Origin of the sequence: Trichocoleus sp. FACHB-46 (assembly GCF_014695385.1) — a bacterium.
In the GTDB taxonomy this organism is placed as follows: domain Bacteria; phylum Cyanobacteriota; class Cyanobacteriia; order FACHB-46; family FACHB-46; genus Trichocoleus.
In genome coordinates, this window is record NZ_JACJOD010000014.1 from 76,785 (window position 1) to 100,771 (window position 23,987).

Annotated in this window: 22 protein-coding genes and 1 tRNA gene; 16 read left to right on the top strand and 7 right to left on the bottom strand. The window is 49.6% G+C overall.

The genetic code is table 11. From position 1 onward, the window contains the following. Positions 1-7: 7 nt before the first annotated feature. Positions 8-1,906 (bottom strand): serine/threonine-protein kinase, encoded by a 1,899-nt coding sequence (locus H6F72_RS10695; RefSeq protein ID WP_190434556.1) that lies wholly within the window; start codon positions 1,904-1,906, stop codon positions 8-10. A gap of 240 nt (positions 1,907-2,146) precedes the next feature. Beyond that, the gene (locus H6F72_RS10700) at positions 2,147-3,190 is read right to left on the bottom strand and encodes a saccharopine dehydrogenase-like oxidoreductase (protein WP_199299025.1); all 1,044 of its coding nucleotides are present in this window, start codon (positions 3,188-3,190) and stop codon (positions 2,147-2,149) included. Positions 3,191-3,557: 367 nt separating this feature from the next. Between H6F72_RS10700 and H6F72_RS10705 the strand changes: the two genes are divergently transcribed. From H6F72_RS10705 to H6F72_RS10715, 3 genes are read left to right on the top strand one after another with little or no spacing between them, the layout of a single operon-like run. Continuing rightward, a complete protein-coding gene (locus H6F72_RS10705) occupies positions 3,558-3,767 on the top strand; it encodes a DUF2997 domain-containing protein (RefSeq protein WP_190434558.1) in 210 nt (69 codons plus the stop codon). A 46-nt stretch (positions 3,768-3,813) separates the two neighbouring features. Further along, the gene (locus H6F72_RS10710; RefSeq protein ID WP_190434562.1) at positions 3,814-4,200 is read left to right on the top strand and encodes a DUF1257 domain-containing protein; all 387 of its coding nucleotides are present in this window, start codon (positions 3,814-3,816) and stop codon (positions 4,198-4,200) included. Continuing rightward, on the top strand, positions 4,200-4,679 hold the full coding sequence (locus H6F72_RS10715) for a ferredoxin (protein WP_190434564.1): 480 nt from the start codon (positions 4,200-4,202) through the stop codon (positions 4,677-4,679). The genes H6F72_RS10710 and H6F72_RS10715 overlap by 1 nt, the downstream gene beginning before the upstream one ends. 108 nt (positions 4,680-4,787) lie before the next feature. On the opposite strand, the gene H6F72_RS10720 is transcribed toward H6F72_RS10715, so the two are convergent. From H6F72_RS10720 to H6F72_RS10735, 4 genes are all read right to left on the bottom strand, one after another. Continuing rightward, entirely contained in the window at positions 4,788-5,066 is a 279-nt protein-coding gene (locus H6F72_RS10720; RefSeq protein WP_190434567.1) for a YiaA/YiaB family inner membrane protein, read from the bottom strand. Between the two features lie 175 nt (positions 5,067-5,241). Further along, positions 5,242-6,783: a DUF4335 domain-containing protein gene (locus H6F72_RS10725; protein ID WP_190434570.1), complete on the bottom strand. Its 1,542-nt coding sequence runs from the start codon at positions 6,781-6,783 to the stop codon at positions 5,242-5,244. Between the two features lie 73 nt (positions 6,784-6,856). Further along, entirely contained in the window at positions 6,857-7,528 is a 672-nt protein-coding gene (locus H6F72_RS10730) for a DUF3038 domain-containing protein (RefSeq protein ID WP_370527476.1), read from the bottom strand. A 210-nt stretch (positions 7,529-7,738) separates the two neighbouring features. After that, positions 7,739-10,144, bottom strand: a complete 2,406-nt coding sequence (locus H6F72_RS10735) for an endonuclease MutS2 (RefSeq protein WP_370527477.1) — start codon at positions 10,142-10,144, stop codon at positions 7,739-7,741. A gap of 379 nt (positions 10,145-10,523) precedes the next feature. Here H6F72_RS10735 and H6F72_RS10740 point away from each other — a divergent pair, with 379 nt between their 5' ends. The 7 genes from H6F72_RS10740 (at position 10,524) to H6F72_RS10770 (ending at position 18,261) form a co-directional block, all read left to right on the top strand. Next, on the top strand, positions 10,524-11,687 hold the full coding sequence (locus H6F72_RS10740; RefSeq protein ID WP_190434577.1) for a GuaB3 family IMP dehydrogenase-related protein: 1,164 nt from the start codon (positions 10,524-10,526) through the stop codon (positions 11,685-11,687). Positions 11,688-11,975: 288 nt separating this feature from the next. Beyond that, positions 11,976-12,299, top strand: a complete 324-nt coding sequence (trxA, locus tag H6F72_RS10745; protein ID WP_190434580.1) for a thioredoxin — start codon at positions 11,976-11,978, stop codon at positions 12,297-12,299. A 337-nt stretch (positions 12,300-12,636) separates the two neighbouring features. Further along, positions 12,637-13,704, top strand: a complete 1,068-nt coding sequence (locus H6F72_RS10750; RefSeq protein WP_190434583.1) for an LOG family protein — start codon at positions 12,637-12,639, stop codon at positions 13,702-13,704. 721 nt (positions 13,705-14,425) lie between these two features. After that, entirely contained in the window at positions 14,426-15,289 is an 864-nt protein-coding gene (gene bchL, locus H6F72_RS10755; RefSeq protein ID WP_190434586.1) for a ferredoxin:protochlorophyllide reductase (ATP-dependent) iron-sulfur ATP-binding protein, read from the top strand. Between the two features lie 47 nt (positions 15,290-15,336). Next, positions 15,337-16,743 (top strand): ferredoxin:protochlorophyllide reductase (ATP-dependent) subunit N, encoded by a 1,407-nt coding sequence (locus tag H6F72_RS10760; protein WP_190434588.1) that lies wholly within the window; start codon positions 15,337-15,339, stop codon positions 16,741-16,743. Positions 16,744-16,901: 158 nt separating this feature from the next. Next, the gene (locus H6F72_RS10765) at positions 16,902-17,459 is read left to right on the top strand and encodes a hypothetical protein (RefSeq protein ID WP_190434592.1); all 558 of its coding nucleotides are present in this window, start codon (positions 16,902-16,904) and stop codon (positions 17,457-17,459) included. A 196-nt stretch (positions 17,460-17,655) separates the two neighbouring features. Further along, entirely contained in the window at positions 17,656-18,261 is a 606-nt protein-coding gene (locus H6F72_RS10770) for a DUF3318 domain-containing protein (RefSeq protein ID WP_370527488.1), read from the top strand. A 140-nt stretch (positions 18,262-18,401) separates the two neighbouring features. On the opposite strand, the gene H6F72_RS10775 is transcribed toward H6F72_RS10770, so the two are convergent. Next, complete coding sequence (locus tag H6F72_RS10775; RefSeq protein ID WP_190434600.1) at positions 18,402-19,187, bottom strand: 7-carboxy-7-deazaguanine synthase QueE; 786 nt, start codon at positions 19,185-19,187, stop codon at positions 18,402-18,404. 315 nt (positions 19,188-19,502) lie between these two features. Between H6F72_RS10775 and H6F72_RS10780 the strand changes: the two genes are divergently transcribed. The 6 genes from H6F72_RS10780 to H6F72_RS10805 all read left to right on the top strand — a co-directional run bounded on the left by H6F72_RS10780 (position 19,503) and on the right by H6F72_RS10805 (position 23,861). After that, positions 19,503-20,792, top strand: coding sequence for a glycosyltransferase family 4 protein (locus H6F72_RS10780; RefSeq protein ID WP_190434603.1), 1,290 nt, complete (start codon positions 19,503-19,505; stop codon positions 20,790-20,792). A gap of 160 nt (positions 20,793-20,952) precedes the next feature. After that, positions 20,953-21,660 (top strand): bis(5'-nucleosyl)-tetraphosphatase (symmetrical) YqeK, encoded by a 708-nt coding sequence (yqeK, locus tag H6F72_RS10785; RefSeq protein ID WP_370527478.1) that lies wholly within the window; start codon positions 20,953-20,955, stop codon positions 21,658-21,660. A gap of 3 nt (positions 21,661-21,663) precedes the next feature. Beyond that, positions 21,664-22,095 (top strand): ribosome silencing factor, encoded by a 432-nt coding sequence (gene rsfS / locus H6F72_RS10790; RefSeq protein WP_190434608.1) that lies wholly within the window; start codon positions 21,664-21,666, stop codon positions 22,093-22,095. A gap of 57 nt (positions 22,096-22,152) precedes the next feature. Beyond that, a complete protein-coding gene (locus H6F72_RS10795; protein WP_190434611.1) occupies positions 22,153-22,650 on the top strand; it encodes a CGLD27 family protein in 498 nt (165 codons plus the stop codon). Positions 22,651-22,780: 130 nt separating this feature from the next. After that, complete coding sequence (locus H6F72_RS10800) at positions 22,781-23,734, top strand: asparaginase (RefSeq protein WP_190435073.1); 954 nt, start codon at positions 22,781-22,783, stop codon at positions 23,732-23,734. 50 nt (positions 23,735-23,784) lie between these two features. Then, positions 23,785-23,861, top strand: a tRNA-Met gene (locus tag H6F72_RS10805). The last annotated feature ends 126 nt before the right edge of the window (positions 23,862-23,987 follow it).

Consider the following 23,987-nt stretch of genomic DNA (forward strand, 5'->3'; position numbering starts at 1 on the left):
GGCTACCTTAGAGAAATTGCAGGGAGATCGTAAACTTTTCAGGCTTGAGAGACGAAATTTCGAGTGTATAGTCTCCATCGGCAGGAAATTTGCCGCGCCAAACTTGCGGCTGTTGCCCATTCAAGTTACCGATAGACTGACCATTGGGTGCGATCGCCTGGATACGAACCGACCCTTGTATCACCTTAACTACTCCTGTTTGGCCTCGCCTAGCCGCTAATAAGTATCGGCGGGGCTGTTCTGGAACAACGCTTCCGGCAACTTTAGCGCCCGTTGCCCCAGGAGCAATTGTAATGCGAGCGATCGCTTGGGTAGAGACTGCGATCGCCTGGCTTAGCGGTGTAATCGCTACTTCTAGCTTGTAAGCCCCACCACCAACCACTTGGATTAAGTAGTCGTCATCTTTGGGCAACTGACCCGTCCAGCTCTGAGTGGCGTAAGCAGCCGCATCAATGCCTTGTTGATCAGACCTTAGTAAGTTCATTGTCACCTCAGGTCCAGTCAGGGCCACTGTCATAATTTGACCTTGCGCGGCTCTAAGAACATAGGATTTCAACGGTTGGTTTTGTAAGTTGCCCTGGATGACGCTGGAAATAGCTCCTGAATCAAATTGAATCGGTTCAGCCTGATTCGTTCTAGATGAAGTGGCATTGGCATCTTGCTTAGAGCCAATGATTTGAGAAGCTTCCGATTGAGGAATCCGAGCCCCAGACACCCAAACCTCATTGCGCTGTGGTCCACCTGCTACGGTCAAGCGCCACAGCACTGGTACCGTTAGCGCTAACAGCAGCGTGATGGCAATGCCAACACTCACGCCGATCCAGCGGTGCCATTTTTTGGAACCTTTCAAAGTTTTATTTTGGTTAGCAGCTCCAAATTGTACGAAGGGGCGATCGCCACTCATAGCCTGGCTTAACTTGGACGACAGAATGGATGAACCCGCAATAACGGCGGCAGAAGCTGCAACATTGGCCCCGGAATTTAGCTGGGTCGTCGGTACAGCCGTTTCTAGCAGAGGTTGCAGTTCAGTAAGCACTGCTTGAGCAGACTGGTACCGATCGCCTGGACGTAACGACAGCATCTTGTACAAAATGGCTTCAAAGCGATCGCTAATCTGCGCATAGGGGCGCAACTGCCAGTTTAAGGTGCCGCTATCCAGCAAAGTCTTGGGTTCTTTGCCAGTTAACAAAACTAAGCTAGTGGCAGCTAAAGCATATAAATCGCTATGAGGATGTACCTTGCCCGTTTGTAACTGCTCTGGAGGTGCGTAGCCTGCTTTGCCTACACAGGTAATCTCCGAAGGATAAGAAGAAGTGGAGAACGAAGGAAAAGCAGTATAGAGGTAATTAGCAACCGATTTGACCGCCCCAAAATCAATCAGGATGGGCAAACCCAGAGTAGAGTTAGCAGCCACCTCTTCAGCTCGGCTAGGTCGCAGCCGTAAAATAATATTTTCGAGAGAAATATCACGATGAATAATGTTGCGATCGTGAATGTAGGTCAAAACTGGTAACAGATGACTAAGAAACTGCAAGACTTCTAGCTCTGAAAACACTTTTCCCTGCGTTTTTCTCTCTTGCAAAAGATGACGGTAAGTTTGACCATCCACAAACTCTTGCACAGAAAATAAACGTTGATTATCCTCAAAAGCGGCTAGAAACCGAGGAATTTGCGAATGCTGAATTTGGTAGAGTACCGTAGCTTCTCGCTGAAACAGGGCCTCGGCTTTTGCCAATAAAGCTCCATCTTGCTGCGGTACCGCCAACTCCTTCAACACGCAAGGTTCATTAAAACGTTCCACGTCCAGCGCTAAATAAGTCCGGCTAAATCCACCTTGACCTAAAACTTGCTGAATTGCGTACCGTTGCCGTAACAGCGTTCCTACAGGAATTGAAGGGGGCGTCATTGCTATTTGTAGTTCTTTGCCAAACCATCCCAACTTGGCCAGAACTCATAGGTCCTCACCAAGGTAATGATTCTTACGTATTCAGGCTGGAACTACCACGGTGTTACACCCCTCAAGGCTTTCAGCCCCAGAGGATGAGCAATGCTACAGCAAAGAACTAGAAAAATTGACTTTGTATATGGCAAAAATCAATTTTCCTAGTGTAAATGATTCAAAGACTGAAGTAATCACCCGAAGTTGTTATCGCACAAATTGCGGCATCACTTCCGCAGCACTCAACAATCCGTAGATCCCACGCTGACGCAGATTAAACCCAGCTTTGAGATAACCGAAGGCGGGACCGCAGACATTAGCAGCCATGCTGGTTTCATCTCCTAAAGTAAAGGTGTGAGTTGAGATTTTGCCCTCAAAGGTTCGTCCCGTCACTTGGACATTAGTGCTAAGGGGCTTCTTGGGGTTACGAGTATCAACTACGCCTCCCACAGTGACGCGATCGCGAGGGCAGATGCCTGCCAGCTCCAACATCACATCATCAGCATGTTCCATATTTTCTAGCGTAATTAGACCATTGGTTTGGTCCAACAGGGTTTCTATCTCGGCATCGGTCATGGCTCTCGCTTTTTCGACGTTGTAGCCAGGCAGATGGGCGATGTCTTCTCGCACGGTTGCTCGATAGGCTTCCCAGTTAGCAATCCCTACCCCAAAAGTAATTTTGACGCTGTGAATTTCCGCATAACTTTGGGCTGCTAAAGCCGCACCCGCCGTCAATAAGCCAGGAGTCGCTCCACATCCTGTCATGTAGGTAATTCCTGCCGCTTGCAATTCCGCTTGCATGCCTAAGAGCTGTTCTACGGCACTAGTGCGCTTGATCGCATCCACCAGCACCCCTTGCCAACCTGCTGCGATAAACTGCCGTGCCACAGAAGCCATAAATGTGTTGGGCAAGTTTGGTAACGCTAAGAAGTAGCCATCGACGTTACCTACCTGTTGAATCAAGTCAGCAATGCTGTTATTACTCAGCACACCTCCAGTTTCTAGGTATCCAATAGAACCTTCAGCCTGATATGTCGTGATACATTGCTGCGGAGATAACCCTTCAGATGCATAGGCGTATCCCTTTTGGTCGGCTACTGCGACCCAGAGCATCTCTTGTTTAGGAGCGAGAACTCTAGCCGCTGCCTGACCCAATCCGCCAAAGCCAAGGATTCCAACTCGAATGGGTGCCTTTACAGACGAAAAACTGGATGGAGAATAGTTCAAATTTGTCGCTTGCGCTTCGCTCATTACCGATTACATGAATCAAATTAGACTCTCATTATCCTGGGTTATTTAGGTGTTAGATCAACCCATAGGCGGAAGAGCAGAAACATTAGAAATGATTTTATATTTTTGTAAACCTTAATTTTGCGGTCTCGCTCTCCCTTGACTGGTTTGGAGAGTTAAGCGAAACTGACAGTTACTGGGGTAAAGCTCACTTCAAATAACAAGTTTCGTTAAGCTTCAACTCTTTATATCTCGGTTAATAAAAATTCAGCCCAGTGGCTAACTGAGGTCCCTTCTCTTAAAATCATATAAACATTTAATAATGCAGCGTCTTAGTGACCCCTGAACGCGCTCCTACCTAAATCACCCTACAGCCCTCAGCCAAAGCATGGAAACATTGGAGTTTGTGATTTACCCAGATGGTCGGGTCCTGGAAAAAGTAACCGGGATTGTTGGTGCCTCTTGTGCTGAAGTTACCGCAGCCATTGAAGCTCAGCTAGGGCAGGTACTCAGCCATGAGGCGACCTCAGAGTTTTTTGCTACAACGGTGCAACAGGCTACGACGGTATCCACTCAGGCTACTTTTAGTGAGTGGTAAGTTGTTTATTCAGTTTTGTCCTTGTTTAATTTTTTGACAAAAAACTATGTCACACTTTAGCCAAATTAAAACTCAAATCCGCAACCTCACCTCCTTACAAGCAGCATTGAGCGATCTAGGAGTTGACTGGAAGTCTGGTCCTCAGGCTGTTAGAGGATACCGTGGGCAAACCACCACGGCTGATCTTACTATTGAACAGAAGAATGGTTACGACATTGGTTTTAGCTGGAACGGCAGTGCCTACGAGTTAGTGGCAGATTTGCAGTTTTGGCAACAAAATTGGTCTGTCGATCGCTTCCTCAACAAAGTGACGCAGCGCTACGCCTACCACACCATTGTCAAGGAAGGGGCGCAATCGGGGTTTCAAGTTGCTGAGCAACAACAAAATGAAGACGGTTCAGTTCGCTTAGTGCTACAGCGCTGGAGTGCGTAATGTCTGACTTTCCTTCACCTTTCGCAGACCCTAACAGTTCGCATGTGGGAGGTGAAGGCCAAGCAAACTTGCGGACTGGTTTTGAACCAGAACTCGGTGGTCACTGGCGGGACGCTGCTGAACGCTCTGGTCTGGAGCCAGAACTGGGCGGCAGCTTTAGGCAGAAGGGAGTCTACGTTGATGAGATTACCTGCATCGGCTGTAAGCATTGTGCTCATGTGGCACGAAATACCTTCTATATCGAGCCAGATTATGGGCGATCGCGAGTAATTCGTCAGGATGGCGATCCGGAAGACATTGTTCAAGAAGCGATCGATACTTGTCCCGTAGACTGCATTCATTGGGTAGACTACACCGAACTCAGGCAGCTAGAAGAAGAACGGAAGTATCAAGTCATACCACTTCCCGGTTTTCCAGTTGACCGGGCTGTGATTGCTACCAATCGTCGCCGTCAAAAGCTGAGAATTCGCCGTAAGTGATTTGTTAGCGTTGATTGGGCGATCGCCTAAAGAGTTAAAAATAAGCAAGGGTGTCTAGTTACCCTTGCTTATTTTTTATGCTTATCTGGGCTTGGAGCAGCATTCAGCCTAAACGAGGGGGTGATGTTCTTTGAGCAACTTTTCTGCCCTTGCTTCATCTAGTTTGTAAGCTAGCTTTCTCGCCTCATGGGAGTCACGGGTAGTTTTAGCAACGCTGAATGTAGATCCAACCGAGAAGGTTAGGCCCATGCCCATAAACCCTTTAGTCCAGTTATCTACGGGCAGATAAGCAATGCCGATGGCTGTTGCAGAAATTGCGAGAGCAAAAGATGCCCAAGACTGAATAAGCCAGCCTGGGCTGTGAACTTGAGGTCCCATATCTTGCATAGTTTACTGATCGCCCCTTGTAATTCAATTGGCTTTGTGGCTCAACGTATCAATTCAAACAACAGCTACATGAATCACAAGGGCAGTTCCTGAAGTGCACACAAAAGCATAGACGGTATTAGCCTGCCTGGGTTAGGGAAAGCACTGCCTTTACTTCGCAAGCCATAGCTTAGCTTCATTCTAAGAAAGTGCGGACCTGTCCATCTGGGCTTAACACCACTCGAACTCGTGGAGATTGGCCTCCCTGAATCGGAGTTACAAAAGCCTCACCGACTAAAGGCATTCCCGTGCGATCGATGTAGTCTCCTGCCGATTGGCCTAAAGGAACGATGCGCTGAATTGAGCCATCTGCCCCAATCAGAAGCGTGTACTCTAGCGTCTGGGTCAATCCTTCTGGTGGTTGCCAACGCTCCTCAAAGTAACTTCTCACTTCGGCTACTTGAGGAATGCTATCAAACGCAGAACCAGCAGCTACGTCAGCCGCAGGAGCTTGAGCCGCCTCTGCACCCGAACGAGCAGTTTCACCTGCTGCCTCTGGCGCTGCGGCATTGCGAGCTGCATCTAGGGTTGGAAGCTTTGCTGCTGCTGGTGGTGGCGGCACAGGTTCTGCCTCCGGCACATTTTCCAGTTCAAACTGTGGCGCGGATTCAGCTTGGGGTGCTAGAGCCACTGGTCCAGACTCTACCGGAATTGAGGCGATCGGCTTATTGGTAGTAGGTGCAGGATTTGAACTAGCACCTGCTGGAGCGGGCGGCACTGGAGCCAGAGCGATCGCATTCGGAGCAGCCGTATCCGGTACTGGCACAATCGGCAATCCTGACTTGAGCGCTCCTGCGGGTGGCGGTGGCGGCACCATTTGAGGAGGGGCAGGAACACCTAAAGGTCCAGTTGCTACTTGTCCTGGCACCATTGCTTGCTGCCCGGTCGCTTGAGGGGTCGAAAGGGAGACCGCTGTTTTTAGTTCAGGCGTCGGTTGATCCAGACTCTTAACTACTCCAGCAGTCACACCAGCGGTTAGCAAAACAGCCGCAGCCGTAGGTGCCCAAGCTGGCAGAACTGGAACCCAGCTACGTTGATTCAGCTCGGGCAGCGCCATCGCATCTGCCGCATATTCATCTAATGCAGTGGCTAAGTCAGCCAATTGAGTGGCGCTTAACGTGATGAATGGTCTAGACAATCCACTGGCTAGAGAGCCTAGGTGAAGTCTGTGAGACAGAAGCCCTTGTGGTTCCAGAAAAATTCTGGGTGACTCAAGCACCAATGGAGCCGAGGGAGCCGCTGCCTCCGCCGCACTGGCTAGCTCACCAGATTGCTCAGTTGAGAGGGCATCCGGTTCTGGCTCGATGACGCTCAGCGCCGCAGTCCTCGCTGATCTCGCAGCATTGAGATCGATCGGAGGAGAAATTAATGGTGGTGCTTCCAAGGTTGCGACTGACGATCGCCCCCCGGCACTGATCAAAGCGGGCGATTGCTTGAGAAAGTCTTGAACGTAGGCACTCACCGCATCAGACAGTTCATCTAGCTGAAAGCGATCGCCCCGTAAAGAAACCTGCTCAGAGTCTGTCAAACGAGGGTCATCCAAACTCAGATGAAATCGCAGTTTTCTCAGGAGTGGACGACCTGCCCAACGAGACAATGGCGAATCATTGGCAACGATTTCTAGGGTGCAGGTGGGCGGAGTATACCGTCGCAGGACTGAGGTAGACAAAAAAGGCATGGGTGGTTCTGGAATGCGTCGGAGTAGGCTAGGCAATCGGAACTGAGTGAAGTAAGGGTGCTAACCCATAGGGTTAGACAGCGGCTACGCCATCCCGTGAACGATCCAAGAGGGCTAGCCAGAAACGACGAGGGCCACCAGGCGCACCGTAGAACAAGAGGTCGATCAGCAGCTTGAGCGCCAAGTGAGTCAGGATGTCGGGTGGCGTGTCTTCCCCTTCTTCCATGCGCTCCTGATAGGTGTTATTGAATTTGTCTAAATAATCTCCTAGAAGCGCCGCTTGGTGAGGTTCCTTGTTTTGTTCTGTGAGTTGTTCGAGTAGCGCCACAGCCCGACGAATTAATTCTTGGTGCTGTTTGGCCAGGTGACAACTAATTAAAACGAGCGATCGCGCCTCCTCAACATCCAACTTCTTGCGCCCCCCCTGGCCCTTACGTAGCGGACTCGACTGCCGCAACCGCCATAGAGCCACGCGATCGCTCACCATCTCTTCTAGGTTTAGATCTGTGGCTGCTTGCAGCATGGCCTCAGAACCAATCCCTGCCAACGCCTCTAGGGCCAGCAATATCAAGTCCAGATGAGCTTTGATATTGTCCAGTTGTCCAGAGTCAGGTTGGGAGGGTAGGGGAAACTCTTCCCATTGAGATGAAGCAGGCGGCTTAACGGTGGAGCGCATATCTTCAGGATAGAGAACGGGGCAAGACACAAGCAGACGGTTACAGGTCTTGAAACAAGACTGGGGCATCAGGTAAAGCTCTTAACTTTTACCTGACAGGAGAAAATAGGAATGCGAGGGTTTAAGGGCCATTTTAGCTAGTCTAACGAGTAGCCTGACGCAATCCAATCACCCTCTTGGATAGAGACAGATCCAGTCCGCCTCTTTCCTAAGATAGACCGCTGCGATCGCAGAAATGCTCCTGAGCTGTTGCAATTTTACTAACTGAATGGTCTACCTTCATTTGAGATAGGCAACCGTTACGCCTGAACCGCCTTCCGCTTGTTCAGCTAGTTCAAACCGCTCGACTTGGGGATGGTGCTTGAGAAATTCATGCACGCCTTGGCGTAAACGGCCAGTGCCATGACCATGAATAATCCACACGGTTCCCTGACTTTGAGCCTCTCTAATCGCTGCTTCAAGGGTGGCTTCCGAGTCGGCCACACGACTGCCTCGAATATCTACGGTATTGCGAGAGGTGCGAATCACCGGAGCAGGCTTTACCTCTACCGGAGCAGGTTCTGGAGCTGGTTTGGGTTTGGCTACTATTTCTGGCTTTTGCCCGTCCAGCGATTCGACATCCTGGAGCTTCACTGTCATTTTCATCAAGCCAAACCGCACGGTCAGCTCGCCATCGTCATCAGGACCGCTAAGGACGTCGGCGGTCTGACCTAAGCGGGGAATCCGAATGCGATCGCCCACTTGGGGACGGAAAGCAGGCTTGGGTGGTGCTGGCTTCTGTTTCGAGGGCAGACGGCGACCCGCAATCTCATTCAGCGCGTTGGTGGCTTTTTGCGCTTCCTGGGCGGTCATGGGGCCTTGCTGCAACTGCCGAATTACCTGGGCAATTTCCCCTCTGGCTTGGGCAATCGCGTCTTGTACCGCTCGTTCTTGGGCCAGTTGAAGATCCCGTTCCCGCTCTTGGAGTGCCGTTGCTTTCTGAGAAACTTGGCGATGCAACCGTTCTGCTTGCTCTAGCAGTTGGGACGCTTCTTGAGCTTTGGTTTCTTGCTGTCGGCGCTGCGCTTCTAGACCCGCAATTACCTCGTTTACCTCTTCGGACGCGCCACCCACATATTGCTGGGCTTGGGTGGTGATTTCTGCCTTTAAACCGAGACGGCGAGCGATCGTCAAAGCATTCGAGCGGCCAGGAATGCCCCACAGTAAACGGTACGTGGGTGAGAGCGATACATCATCAAACTCAACGGCGGCATTTTCAAACCGATCGTCTTGGTACTTCAGAGCTTTGAGTTCGCCGAAGTGAGTGGTCGCGATCGCCAGTTGAGCTTGATCCGCCAAGTATTTCAACAAAGCTACTGCTAGGGCACTGCCCTCAGAAGGATCGGTGCCTGCGCCGACTTCATCAAGCAGCACCAGCGATCGCTCAGTCATGGCCTCAAGAATGCGACTAATGCGACGAATGTGCCCAGAAAACGTGGAAAGACTTTGCTCAATCGACTGCTCATCGCCAATGTCAGTCAGAACCTGGTCAAACCAAGGAATTTCTACAGGTTCGCGAGCCGGGATAAACAGCCCCACCTTCGCCATCAAAGCCGCTAAGCCCAAGGTTTTCAGCGTCACGGTCTTACCGCCCGTGTTGGGTCCGGTGATGGCGACCACACGAATTTGGGGCCGAATCATTAGATCGATGGGGACTACGGCTCGCCCTTGTTCGTGCTGTTGTTGCCAGACCAGAAGTGGATGGCGCAAGTTTCGCAACGTCACGTTTTCCCCTGCCACTCGATCGACAAAGCGGGGTGGGTTGGCTTGCAACCATAAGCTGTAGCGGGCGCGGGCTGTGGCTAGGTCGAGGGTGGTCGCGATCGCCAATAACCGTTCCAAATCTGCTTTAACTTCAGCCACCTGAGTCGTCAGCACTTGGCGTACCGCTTCTTCTTCCGCCTGTTCTCTCCGCAGCAATTGCCGCAACTGGTTATTCAACTGCACCGTGGAATGAGGCTCGACATACAGCGTCGCCCCACTCATAGAAGTGTCATGAATAATGCCCGGAATCGCGTCTTTCTGCGGCGCTTTCACCGGAAGTACAAAGCGATCGCTCCGCTGCGTAATCAACTGTTCCTGCACCGCATTTGATTGCCGTTGCAAAATGTTTTGCAACATTTGATAGACACGATCGCGCACCTGCTTTTGCTGCTCGCGAATTTCGCCCAATTTGGGGCTAGCTCGGTCCATCACCTTGCCGCGCTCGTCAATGCAGCGGTGAACTTCCTGTTCTAATTCTGGATAAGTTCGTAGTTCTGCCACTAACTCAGTTAAGACGGGCACATCCGTCTGGTTGTCGATCACGCGGCGGAGGTTACGCGCTCCTGCCAATGTCGTCGCGATCGCAAACAGTTCTTCTCCAGTCAATAGCCCTTGGCGCTCTGCCCGTTCTAGCGCCTCCCCAATATCACTAATGCCCTCAAACGAAAGCCCCGATGTGAGGCGACTTTCTAGTTGATAAACTTCTTTGGTTTGGGCCAGCAACCCTAAACTTTCATCTAATGTAGTGGGAATGGTGAGGTGTCGCGCTGCGATCGCCCCTAACTTGGTAGCCGCAAAGGTCGATAAATGTTGGCACAGGCGCGGCCATTCTAAAAGGTCTAAAGTTTCAGCTTGAATCAAAGTCTGAGTGCCGAGTCTCAACGAATGGGTGACTGGGAATTGATTAAATAATCTTAAACTTAGCGAGTCCGAATCATCGAACCTCTACGCTTCTATCTATATTGTAACGAGCTGCTTCTGTCCTGCGATCGCCCACCATCCACACCCAGCAAGATTAGTCTTTTGAAGATTGAGAATTTCGGCCAGCAGGCTGATCGTTAAGTTCTTTTAGCTTTTGACAAAGAAATAGATAGTCCAGGGTTAAACTAAAAACCGCTTAGTGCTTTCCCGGATAGACAGACAAAATTACGCGATCGCCACACCCTTAATCGAAAAAGACCAAATCCTTAACGCTGACAAGACCCATCCTTCACCCAAATTTGGTAGTCTAGTCCAAATGGTCTTGTGAAGAAATAGAAGCGTGGAAATTCAACTTGGGCGGGGTAAGACGGCTCGTAGAGCATACGGATTCGACGAAATTGCGTTAGTGCCCGGTCAGCGGACGCTTGATCCAAGCTTGGCTGATACAAGCTGGAAGATTGGTGGCATCGAACGGCAAATCCCAATCATTGCGAGTGCGATGGATGGAGTCGTAGATGTCAAAATGGCTGTGCTCCTATCTCAGTTGGGAGCGTTGGGTGTATTGAACCTAGAGGGCATTCAAACCCGCTATGCCGACCCCAACCCCATTCTGGATAGAATCGCTTCGGTAGGAACCACTGAGTTTGTTCCCCTGATGCAAGAGCTTTACGCAGAGCCGATCAAGCCAGAGCTGATCGAGCAGCGAATTCAGGAAATTAAGAGCCAAGGCGGTATTGCTGCGGTTAGCGCAACTCCCGCTGGAGCGGCCAAGTTTGGTTCGATTGTGGCTAAAGCAGGCGCTGACCTGTTCTTTATTCAAGCAACGGTCGTTTCTACAGCCCACCTATCTCCAGAGTCCATTGTGCCCCTGGATCTAGCTCAGTTTTGCCAAGAAATGCCTATGCCTGTGATTCTAGGCAACTGTGTCACCTATGAAGTGGCCCTAAACCTGATGAAAGCAGGGGCGGCAGGCGTATTAGTCGGCATTGGTCCAGGTGCGGCTTGTACTTCTCGGGGAGTCCTGGGTGTAGGGGTACCTCAAGTTACCGCGATCGCCGACTGTGCCGCAGCGCGGGATGACTACTACCAAGAAACGGGCAACTACGTCCCCGTGATCGCGGATGGCGGACTGGTGACAGGTGGCGACATCTGTAAGTGTATTGCTTGCGGTGCGGATGGGGTGATGATTGGCTCTCCCTTTGCTCGCTCAGCTGAAGCACCCGGTCGCGGTTTCCACTGGGGTATGGCGACTCCTAGCCCCGTCTTGCCACGCGGAACCCGAATTCGGGTCGGCACCACAGGCACCTTAGAGCAAATTCTCCGTGGTCCTGCCCAACTTGATGACGGTACTCACAACTTCCTCGGTGCTTTGCAAACCAGCATGGGCACCTTAGGAGCTAAAAACATCAAGGAAATGCAGCAAGTTGAAGTCGTAATTGCTCCCTCTTTGCTCACCGAAGGCAAGGTTTATCAGAAAGCGCAACAGCTAGGAATGGGCAAGTAATTTTACTTCCCAACAAATTCTTAAAACTTTTCCGGTCTCTACCCAGGAACCCTGGAAAAAATAAAGCTGTCGCTTACAATAGAAGTAGCGGAGACGCATGTTTCCGTTCACTCCTCACACCACACTCCGCCTGGACTTACCGTTCGGGCGGTTCTTAATTTTAAAGGAAGATTTTCTGAGGATTGGAGCCCTGGAATCTCTACCTAAATGTATAAGCTTTAAGAGCCAAGGGGACTGTTTTGTCTATGATAAAATTTTGGAAAACAACGTAGGCAAGGATTTCCGAGCATGTCAGCAGCCGCACAAGTTACGGATTCTAGTTTTAAGCAAGAAGTACTTGAGAGTGAAGTTCCAGTTTTAGTCGATTTTTGGGCTCCTTGGTGCGGTCCTTGTCGGATGGTCGCTCCTGTCGTTGACGAAATTGCCCAACAGTACGACGGGCAAATCAAGGTCGTCAAAGTCAATACCGATGAAAATCCTAGCGTTGCTAGCCAATATGGTATCCGCAGCATCCCAACGCTAATGATTTTTAAGGGAGGGCAGCGAGTGGATATGGTAGTTGGCGCTGTACCAAAGACCACCCTAGCGAACACTTTAGAAAAGTATCTTTAAGCTAAGTGGGGCCAAACCATTTTGTTGAGAAATCTTTTGTATCTCAGGTCTTAATTGATTCAATAGCCTGGTTTACGAAGCTTTGTCTGCTTTGATGTTTTAGAACTTAAGCCTTCTCTTGATATCAGCGCTTGGGATGTAAATGCCGAAGCGCTTTTTGCATTTTTTTATATTTTTCAGCCCTAGCGACTGCACCAAGTTCTAGTGCGTTCTTGCTAATTTTTATGCCGCCAGCGTTGATCCCTATCGTGATCCCTCAGGCCTCAGCTTCCTTCTGGGACGTACAAATCGTCTGGGAATCTCGGTAGAATAGAATGCCGCCAGTTGAGAAGCATTCATGGTCTCCTCGTCATCTTTCAACGAGCTTGCATCGCTCCAGACCAATCTCACTGAATTAATTAATCGTCTGCCGACACATGAGCAGGGAGAGTTAATTCAACAAGCTTTGGTCACTATCATGCGGATGGCCGAGGGTGAAGTAGACCGCTTGGATTGGAAGATTGTGACTGCTTCCTTACAGGATATGGAACGAGCCTTTAAGGCTTTCTATCCTTACCGCCACGTTCGCAAAATTTCTATGTTTGGGTCTGCTCGGATTCAACCCGACAGTGTTGAGTATCGAATGGCTGCTGAGTTTGCCCGTCGCATCACAGAACAAGGCTTCATGGTGATCACCGGAGCAGGCGGCGGCATTATGCAGGCAGGCAATGAAGGAGCGGGAGTAGGTCAATCTTTCGGCCTCAACATTCATTTGCCTTTTGAGCAAGGAGCCAACCCTTTCATCCAAGGCGATCCCAAGCTGGTTTATTTCAAGTATTTCTTTACTCGTAAGCTTGTGTTTTTAAAGGAAAGTGACGCTCTGGCGCTATTTCCGGGTGGCTTTGGGACGCAAGATGAAGCTTTTGAGTCTTTGACGCTCAGTCAGACTGGTAAATCTGCTCCTGTACCTCTGGTGTTGATCGATCGCCCAGGTGGAGATTATTGGCGGAGCTGGGCTGAATACATTGACAAGCAGTTGCTACAGCGAGGCTTAATTAGTCCAGAAGACCCCAGCTTGTATACGGTTACTGATGATCTAGATTTAGCTTGTGAGGCGATCGCGAGTTTCTATCGAGTGTTTCACTCTAGCCGCTATGTCGGGAGTCTACTGATCATTCGGCTCAAGTCCGAGTTGATGGACAAAGATATAGAAAAGCTGAATGAAGAGTTCAGTGACATTTTGGTGAAGGGACGCATCGAAAGAAGCAAAACTCTGCCACAAGAAGCTCCAGACGAGACAATCGACTTGCCTAGATTGGCCTTGTATTTCAATCAACGCGATTTAGGCCGCTTGTACCAACTGATTGCTGCCATTAATCGCCTGGGTCTGCCTTCTCCCAACACCGAGCACCCAGAACAAAAGTAATCACCATCTTTGTCATTTTTACGAGTTGGGGCGAGATTCACTCACCCCAATTTTTTTGTGGATATTGTTGGAGGATTAGATGCGATGTGACGTTTGATAAAGCTTTGAGGCTGATCAGGGCAAAATTCACCATATTTAACAAAACTCTTGAAACTGCCTGGTCTCGTCTTTTTCGCCTGAGGATATGTACTTATCGCAGGTTGATTTCAAGTTGGCGATCGCCCTTCACTCAATTGTTCACTGCTGACTAAAACTGCTGAGTATTCAAGCGTTTCCAGGTTCAAGCCATTGAAGCAGAGACAAAGGGAGCCTAGAGTGTCGCGATCGCCGCTCAGTCATTTCTGGCGCTTTAGGGAAGAGATTGAGTGGGTTAAGAGCGCTCACAGTTTGAATGAGTCTGAATCCTCTCTACATAGAAATTGAAGTAGAACATTTTTTGTTTTTTGTTCCACTTTCTATAAATATTATTTAATAAAATTGTCTGATTGGGGTTTTATAACCTTGAAGTAGGTTCTGGCAGATTTAACCCTCTTGCAGAACCTTAAAGACTTCCTAGCATCGTTATACGCCTCCAAATGTCTCCACACCCCCTTTCTTTTCCTTGGAGGTTCAACAATAATGCATTCAACAGGTTGACTAAAGCGCATTCCACGGTCACAACAAGCGCCGTGCAGCCAATGCGTCCCCCAGATTTTGATACGAAGCTATAGGAGAGACTGGCGTGAAACTAGCAGTTTATGGCAAAGGCGGAATTGGCAAATCGACGACGAGCTGCAATATTTCAGCCGCTCTAGCCAAGCGCGGTAAAAAGGTTTTACAAATTGGCTGCGACCCAAAGCACGACAGCACGTTTACCCTCACGGGCTTTTTGATTCCCACCATCATTGACACACTGCAAGCCAAAGACTACCACTACGAAGATGTTTGGCCAGAAGATGTCATCTACAAAGGCTATGGTGGCGTAGATTGCGTGGAAGCTGGTGGTCCACCCGCTGGGGCAGGTTGCGGTGGCTACGTCGTAGGTGAAACCGTCAAGCTGTTGAAAGAACTCAACGCCTTTGATGAGTACGATGTGATTTTGTTTGATGTCTTGGGCGACGTCGTTTGTGGTGGCTTTGCGGCACCTCTCAACTATGCCGACTACTGTCTAATCGTGACCGACAACGGCTTCGACGCTTTATTTGCAGCAAACCGGATTGCGGCTTCTGTCCGAGAAAAAGCTAGAACTCACCCTCTGCGCCTCGCTGGCTTGATCGGCAACCGGACTTCCAAGCGCGACTTGATTGACAAGTACATTGAAGAAGTGCCCATGCCTGTACTCGAAGTGCTACCTCTGATCGAAGACATCCGGGTTTCCCGAGTCAAGGGCAAAACTTTGTTCGAGATGGCCGAGTCCGATCCTTCCTTGAACGTTGTCTGCGACTACTACCTCAACATTGCTGACCAGATCTTGGCTCAACCCGAAGGTGTCGTACCCACCGATACTCCTGATCGGGATCTGTTTGCTCTATTGTCCGATTTCTATCTCAACCCCGCCCCAGCGCCTAAGAGAGAAGACGAAGAACTAGATCTAATGATGGTTTAAGCACCAGCCGCCCCAAATTAATAGAACCCTGGAGAGGAACACCGTTCATGACCCTTGCTGATACTCAGCCCCAAGCCCTCAATTTTGAGTGTGAAACTGGTAACTATCACACCTTCTGCCCGATTAGTTGCGTGGCTTGGCTATACCAAAAAATTGAAGATAGCTTCTTTCTGGTCATTGGCACCAAGACCTGCGGCTACTTCCTACAGAACGCGATGGGTGTGATGATCTTTGCCGAACCTCGTTATGCGATGGCAGAGCTAGAAGAAGGAGATATCTCGGCCCAGCTCAACGACTACGAAGAACTCAAGCGCTTGTGCGATCAGATTAAGCGCGATCGCAACCCCAGCGTGATTGTTTGGATCGGCACTTGCACCACCGAAATCATCAAAATGGACTTGGAAGGCTTGGCTCCTAGGCTAGAGTCAGAAATCGGGATTCCGATTGTGGTGGCTCGGGCTAATGGGTTGGACTACGCCTTTACTCAAGGAGAAGACACTGTTCTAGCGGCCATGGCTCAGCGTTGCCCAGACAAGCCTGCGACGACCGAAGCAGGTAAAAATGAACAAAATGCGATCGCCAAACTGCTCAACTTTGGTCGCAAGAAAGAAGAAGTCGCCGCCGAAGAATCGGAATACGCCGAGCATCCTCCTCTCGTTCTGTTTGGCTCATTGCCTGACCCTGTCGTTACACAACTCACCTTAGAGCTGAAGCGGCAAGGGATTAAAGTCAGTGGCTGGCTACCTGCCAAACGTTACACCGAGCTGCCCGTAATCGAAGAAAACTACTACGTGTCTGGGGTAAATCCTTTCCTCAGCCGCACCGCTACTACACTCATGCGTCGTCGCAAATGCAAGCTGATTGGCGCTCCCTTCCCCATTGGTCCCGATGGCACCAGGGCTTGGCTAGAAAAAATCTGCTCGGTCTTCGGCATCGAACCCCAAGGTTTAGCCGAGCGGGAAGCTCAGATATGGGCCAGCTTGGAAGATTATCTCCAGTTAATTCGGGGCAAATCTGTCTTCTTTATGGGAGACAATTTGCTAGAAATTTCTCTGGCTCGCTTCCTGATTCGCTGTGGCATGAGTTGTCCAGAGATCGGCATTCCTTATATGGACAAGCGCTACCAAGCGGCTGAACTGGCGCTACTAGAGAAGACTTGTCACGAAATGGGAGTGCCAACTCCCCGAATTGTCGAAAAGCCTGACAACTACAATCAGATTCAACGGATTCACGAACTCAAACCAGACTTAGTAATCACTGGCATGGCCCACGCCAATCCCCTGGAAGCGCGGGGCATCAATACCAAATGGTCTGTGGAGTTTACTTTCGCCCAGATTCACGGCTTTACCAACTCCCGTGACATCCTAGAACTGGTAACTCGGCCCCTCCGTCGGAACAATAATCTGAAAGACCTGGGTTGGGATAAGCTGGTCCGAGAAGAAGCCAAACTCTAGTCTGTCAGCATCTACCTCCTGTGATCTATGCCTCTGCTCTGCCCCCACCCTTGGTGGGGGTTTTGTCTGATTACCTCTTCTCAGATAAATTCAATAGGGCAGAGGATTAAGCATTTTGATTTCACCCGCTTGCTTAGCGAATCACCGATGAGGCACCTATGGGCGCGACATTGCAACAGATTGCCAAATATTTAGATAACAAAGGTTGGACTTACGATCTTGATGAAGCAGACTATCGCATCGTTACAGGCGTTGAGGCGGACAATGTAGAAAACTTCGTCATTGTGGTTCAGCTAGACGAGGAGGGCAAATTCTTTAAGCTGTTTGCCCCTCAAGTCCTTTCGGACATCCAAAATCATCCCTACAAAAATGCCATCCTGCAAACCATGTTGTGCATCTCTTGGGAAACTAAGATGCTGCAATGGGAATACGATCCGTCTGATGGTGAAATTCGAGCCATCATTGAATTCCCTCTCGAAGATTCTCTATTGACAGAACGCCAATTTAACCGCTGTTTAGCAGGGTTAGTGCAAATCGTAGATGAAGTGGCGATGCCACGATTGCAAGCTGTGATGGAGACTGGGCAAGATCCAGGCTACGAAGAAGAAGGAGAGAGATTACTGTTGGCGCTGCAAGAACAAGCACCAGGACTTTTGGAGCTGTTAGAGCGAGCAATGGAAGCTAGGAAGCGACGCGGTACGTTTCCGTCTGAGTAAATAATAAATAAGGCGGAGGCGATCGCTAGTTTATTCTTACTGATGTAATTCTCGTCTAATGCCCTAGATTAACTAGATAAGCAGAGAATTATTGGCATAGAAAGACGGCTATACTCCAAAGTAGTATCTTTTCTTGTTGCGAGTTGCCAAGGCCCGGACTATGACATCGTATGCAACCTCCACGACCAGAGCCGAGATGAGCGAACTCCGGCGTTTAAAAGCCTTGCTACCCCCTGAACTGCAAAGTTGGGTCATGGTGGAGGGAGCCACAACTGTTAACCCTCCTTTGATTACGGCTGAAGAGATTGGCAAGGATCAAGTTGAAATTCAGATTGACTTAATTCGCTGGGAGCAACTAGCGATCGATCAGCGTAACTTACTATTTTGGCACGAAGTCGCTCGCATCCAGAACGATACAATCCCCAAAGATGGTTGGGAAATGGCAGCTTTAGCCATTGGTCTGGGTGGCGCTGTAGGAGAACTTTGGGTCCAAGATGGGTTGCTGTTGCTGCTAGCCCTAGGATTGTGTGGGGTTTCGGGCTACCGCTTGTTCCAGAAGAACAATAACGAGCGTACAGTCCGAGAAGCGATCGATGCCGATGAGAAGGCGATCGCCCTAGCAACTCGATTCGGCTACAGCTTACCCAATGCTTACAAGAGTCTAGGCAGTGCCCTCAAAGCTTTAATTGATCAAACTCCCAAGAAGCGGCAACGAGGCAAATACGAAGCCCGTTTGGAAGCTTTGAAGCGCAGTGCAGCGAAAGCTAAAGCCAAAGCCAAGGGTAGCCGTCCGGAACTGTAAAAAATTCATCATTGCGCCCCGTTGCCGAGACTTTTTGGCTGACTTAAACGGAGTTGGGGAAACACTCAGCTCCGTTTTAACTTATACCAACTCCCTAACTCTGCCTTACAGATTCTTATAGGGGCGAACGGCGTTCGCCCTTACAGTTGGCCCAACATTTTATGAGTTTGGGGGACAACCCGAACTTGCTTTAAATAGCGCTTCATCAGAGTTTGCCAGGTCAGAACTTGATCGGGAGTGGGTGGCGAAAAATCATGACCCAGGGAGTGAGCAGCATCTAGGGGAGTTACAGGTTGAAGAAAGACTGGAATCGCTGGATCCACCGCAGCTACTAATTCAGCCGTCTGCTCTAAATCTTCTAGTTTGGTGGCTTGGGAGGCGATCGCCTTGACAAACACTTCTACCGAGGCATCATGACAGCGTTGGAGAAACTCGGCATGAGTTTGCCACAAAGTCTCACCACTGACGCTAGGTAGCTTCACATCCATGCCCACCGCATCTAGATACGGCAAAATCATTGCCAACTGTTCAGGGCGATGCCCGCCACTTTCGAGATAAATGGGCAGTCCTGTTTGCTGACGCACTTGAGGTAAAAATTCGGCTAGAAATGCTGCGTGCAGCAGAGGTTCGCCTCCAGTTAGGCTAATGCTGTCGTGTAGTCCTGGCTGATTTTGCCGCTGCACCCAGTCTAATAAAGTGGGTAAAGACACTGGATTGGGATGCGTCTCAAAATCTCGTAGTCCAGGCGATCGCTCAATTTGACAAGTAGCAGGGGCCGTCCAGGTATGAGCGCTATCACAGAAGTAGCAACGTAAATCGCAGAAGGCAAACCGAATAAAAAGTTGGCGCGTGCCTACATTTAGTCCTTCGCCTTGGATAGCTGAAAAGACTTCAACCAAGCGAGCTGTGGCGGTGTCAGCGGTCATCTCAACAATTGCCGTTAGCAGGGAAAACCCATTGTAGACGACCAAACAGCGCAAAATTCGGGGTGTCTCTAGGTTCAGTGGCCCTACTCAGAAAAACAGCCGCTTTTAGAGGGAAGGTTCATCGGATCTTTAAAAGAACAAAATCCTACAAAAAGATTCGCTGAAGCATAACCATTAAAGTTTCTTAAGTATGTGATCTATCGCTAAGTTGCTAGTGAGGACGCAGCAACATTCTAGAGTCCTATGCAATATAGGCAAACTCTGAAGGTGTGCGTTGGACTCGCAGCTCCGTAGAACGATCTAAGTTTAGCGACTATGCGAATTCTAATTTATTCCTATAATTACCATCCAGAGCCAATCGGGATTGCCCCCTTAATGACCGAATTGGCAGAAGGATTGGTGCAACGAGGCCACGAAGTTCGCGTCGTCACTGGCATGCCCAACTACCCCCAACGTCGCATTTACGACGAATATCAAGGGAAGTGGTATGTCACTGAAGAAAAAAACGGAGTTACAATCCAACGCAGTTTTGTTTGGGTGAAGCCAAAGCCTGGTTTACTCGATCGCATTCTCCTAGATGGCAGCTTTGTCTTGACCAGCTTCCTGCAAGCCATGCGCGGTTGGCGGCCTGATGTCATCTTGCTCACGGTTCCACCTTTACCCGTTAGTGTTCCTGCTGCGCTACTCGGCTGGATACGACGCTGCCCAGTGGTACTGAATCTACAAGATATTTTGCCGGATGCAGCGGTGCATGTCGGGCTGTTGAAGAGTAAGACCATGATTCGTGTCTTCTCAGCCCTAGAAAAATTTGCTTATCGCACCGCCACCAAAATCAGCGTGATTACGGAGGGGTTCGTGGATAACCTCACCGCGAAGGGAGTTGATCCAGACAAGATGGTCTGCATTCCCAACTGGGTGGATGTCAACTTCATCCGACCCCTGCCTAAAGAAAACAATGCCTTTCGAGTCGCCCATAAACTCGAAAACAAGTTCGTCGTCCTCTACTCTGGCAATATCGCGCTGACCCAAGGACTAGAAACAGTCGTTGAAGCCGCTACCCGCCTACGCCACATTCCCGAAATCGCTGTAGTGATTGTAGGTGAGGAAAAAGCGCTGCAAGGCTTGCGAAACTACTGCCAATCTCGAGGGGCAGATAATGTACTGCTCTTGCCTTTTGCACCACGAGAGAAATTGCCGGAAATGCTCGCCGCCTCTGACATTGGCTTGATTGTGCAAAAGAGCAATGTGATCTCTTTCAATATGCCATCCAAAACCCAGGTGCTATTGGCGAGTGGTCGCCCCATTATTGCCTCCGTTCCTGACACTGGAACGGCTGCTAGAGCAGTCCAGCAAAGCGGGGGAGGTGTTGTAGTTGAGCCAGAAAGTCCTGAAGCACTGGCCGCCGCCATCTTGGAACTGCACGCCAATCCTGCTAAAGCCCAACTGCTGGGCCAGAAAGGTAGACAGTTTGCGGTTGAGCGCTATGCCTTTGACCAAGCACTTAACCAGTATGAAGCTCTGTTTAAGACAGTGGCAGCAAACGCTTCTAATAAGCGTCCTGTTTTACCAGAACTCGTGACTGAAAAATCCTTGGTCGATCTCTAAATCTTCTAGGAGAGAAACTTCACACTGAAAACCAGTGTTAGCCCAGGTATCGTGGTATCTGGGCATTTTTGTACGGTTTACAAACCCCTAACTTTAGGTGCTGATACCAATAATTCAGCTAAAATGGGAAGCAGATTGAATAAATCTTTCCTCAAAAATTTTGCAGGTCAAACCATCTTCTAGTTTGGGCAATCGTCCTTCTAATCACTCTTCAAATGCTTCTGGCCCTCCCCCTCCTGGCATTGACTATCAGCCAGGTATAGTAGAACGCGAACGGGTGTTGAGTTGGCTAGCAGAAAATGTGCCTGACGCGCGGCTCAAGCATATTTTGAGAGTGGAGCAAACTGCTGTAGAGCTAGCTCAGCATCATGGTTTAGATGTAGAGAGAGCAGCCCAGGCAGGCTTGATGCATGATCTCGCAAAGTATTTCAAGCCCCAACGTCTCCTAGAAATGGCTGAAGCTGAGGGTTTAGAGATAGACCCTGTAGAAGCGGCCCATCCTCACTTACTTCATGCACCCGCAAGTGCCATTGTAGCTAGAGATGAGTTTGGGATTGAGGACGAAGAAGTCTTGCAAGCTATCTGTGACCACACATTAGGTAGACCTGGAATGGGTTTATTGAGTTGTGTTGTTTTTTTAGCAGATAGTTTAGAGCCAGGACGAGGAGAGAATCCTGAATTAGAGGCCTTGCGACAAAGCAGTTTGCAGGATTTACACCAAGCAGTTTACTTAACTTGTGACTATTCTTTGAAGTATTTTCTCAATACCCATCGGCTAATTCATCCTCGAACTGTTCTCACGCGCAATTGGTTCTTGAAACGATCGCATCCTACGAATTCTGTTATTACACAAGGAATTGAGAACTAAATAATGACCGATTTCAAAGTACGTTCTTACCCAGCGGTTGCTACTTCATCTCAACCGGCTGATGTGGCGAAGCAAGATACCAGTAAGCAATTGGCTTTGATGGTTGCTGAAGCTGCCGACGATCGCAAGGGAGCTGACATTGTCATCCTCAAAGTCTCTGAGGTTTCCTACTTAGCAGATTATTTTGTCCTAGTCACAGGTTTCTCCAGCGTCCAAGTGCGGGCGATCGCACGCTCCATTGAGGACAAGGTAGAGGAAGAATCCCAACGCTTCCCACTCCGCACAGAAGGCCAAGGCGATGGTACCTGGATGGTGCAAGACTACGGCGATGTTATTGCTCACATCTTTATGCCAGAGCAGCGAGAATTTTATAATCTTGAAGCGTTTTGGGGCCATGCGGAAAAAATTGAATTTTCCACGTTGGCAAAGGATTAGGTAAATTAAAGGGACTAGATGGCTCTCGGGTAGCCTCTGCACTTGCTAGTGTTGCCTATGGATATTTCTACCCCTATTTGTCCCGTTCCTTCTGAGCAGCAACCGCTCAACGAATACCAAGACTTGAAGGAGTCTTGGTTTTTCCGTTGGGCTACGTTACCTCTGCAAACTTACTTCACCACAATGCTCTGGATTTGGGTTTGCAGTTGGGTTGTGGTTGGGCCAGTAGCAACCTACAGCTTTTCCTGGGTGAAGCATCCAGTGCAGTTTGCGCTCAGCGGTGCAGCAGGGGCCAGCTTGATGGTGGCGCTGCCTTTACTCCGCCTATATTTGGGCTGGAGTTATATTCGCGATCGCCTCCTCAACGAAACTGTCTTCTACGAAGAATCTGGTTGGTATGACGGTCAATATTGGCCCAAGCCGCCGGAAGTGCTGACGCGCGATCGCTTAATTGTCAGCTACGAAATTCAACCGGTTTTACGGCGTTTACAGCGCAGCTTCGGAGGTCTCATCGCGCTTTTCTGTTGTGGTGGCATTGTTTGGCAATACCTCTAAGCCCCAAATCTAAGCCCCAGAACATTAGCCGACAAAATTAGTCCCACAAAAATTAACCAAAATATTGCAAGTGTTATAGCTCTGTAAGCTAGGCTTGCCTTGGGAACTGGAGTATGTCACAGTCTTAGCCATGACTAGGGGAAAACGAACTCAAGCCGCTGAGCTAGAAGTTAGATTACTGCGTGAAGGTTTGGTCGAGTCCAGCCATCACGTCCAAGCTGTCGCCTGTGATGACCGAGGGCGGGTGTTGTCAGTTGCAGGCAATGCAGAAACTGCTACCTTTGTGCGTTCTGCACTCAAGCCGTTTCAGGCGCTATCTATAACCACAACGGGCACATTAGAGCGCTACAACCTGACCGATCGAGATTTAGCGATTATTTGTAGCTCGCACAAGGGCACGATTGAGCAAGTGCGGCAGGCTTTTAATATCCTGTGGCGGAGCGACATTGATCCATCGGCGCTGCAATGCCCAACTCCTGAAGGCAAGCGCAGCCCATTGGAGTACAACTGCTCTGGCAAACATGCTGGGATGCTAGCAGTCTGTCAACAACGCAACTGGCCGCTGTCTAATTATTTACAACGCAATCATCCAGTTCAGAAGTTGATTTTGGCTAAGGTTGCCGAGCTGCTCCGCATGCCAGCCGAGGAATTTATAGGTGCACGCGATGACTGTGGTGCTCCTACCTATTTCTTGCAGTTGGGACAAATGGCGACTCTCTATGCCCAGCTTGCCTCTGGCAGCAGTTTAGATATGGAGCGAATTGTCCGAGCCATGACCCATCACCCAAATATGGTGGCGGGAGAGGGCGAGTTTGACACCGAGGTCATGCGTCTGACTCAAGGCGAGTTGGTCAGCAAATCGGGTGCTGAAGGCGTGCAGTGCATTGGTCGAGTGGGTGAAGGCTTAGGGCTAGCCATTAAGGTAGTGGATGGAGCTAAGCGAGCTAAATACGCAGCAGCAATTCACATTCTGAAGCAGCTGGGTTGGGTGACACCGGCGATCGCAGAGACTCTAACCGAGAGCTTTATTACCCTGAGTTCATTCAAGCGTTTAGACGTTTTGGGTGAATTATCCCTAATTTAGAAATTGGGGGTTGCAATCTCAGAAGCTTTTGGTTATATTAATAAAGCCGACGCGGGGTAGAGCAGTCTGGTAGCTCGTCGGGCTCATAACCCGAAGGTCCATGGTTCAAATCCATGCCCCGCCACCAAATAAAAATAAAGCTCTGTAGTTAATCGCTACAGGGCTTTATTTTTGTCTTGAATTTGTTAGCCACCCGACTACACCCTCTAGAAGCAGAGTCCTACCCGTAGAATAGAGGTATCAAGGGCAATGT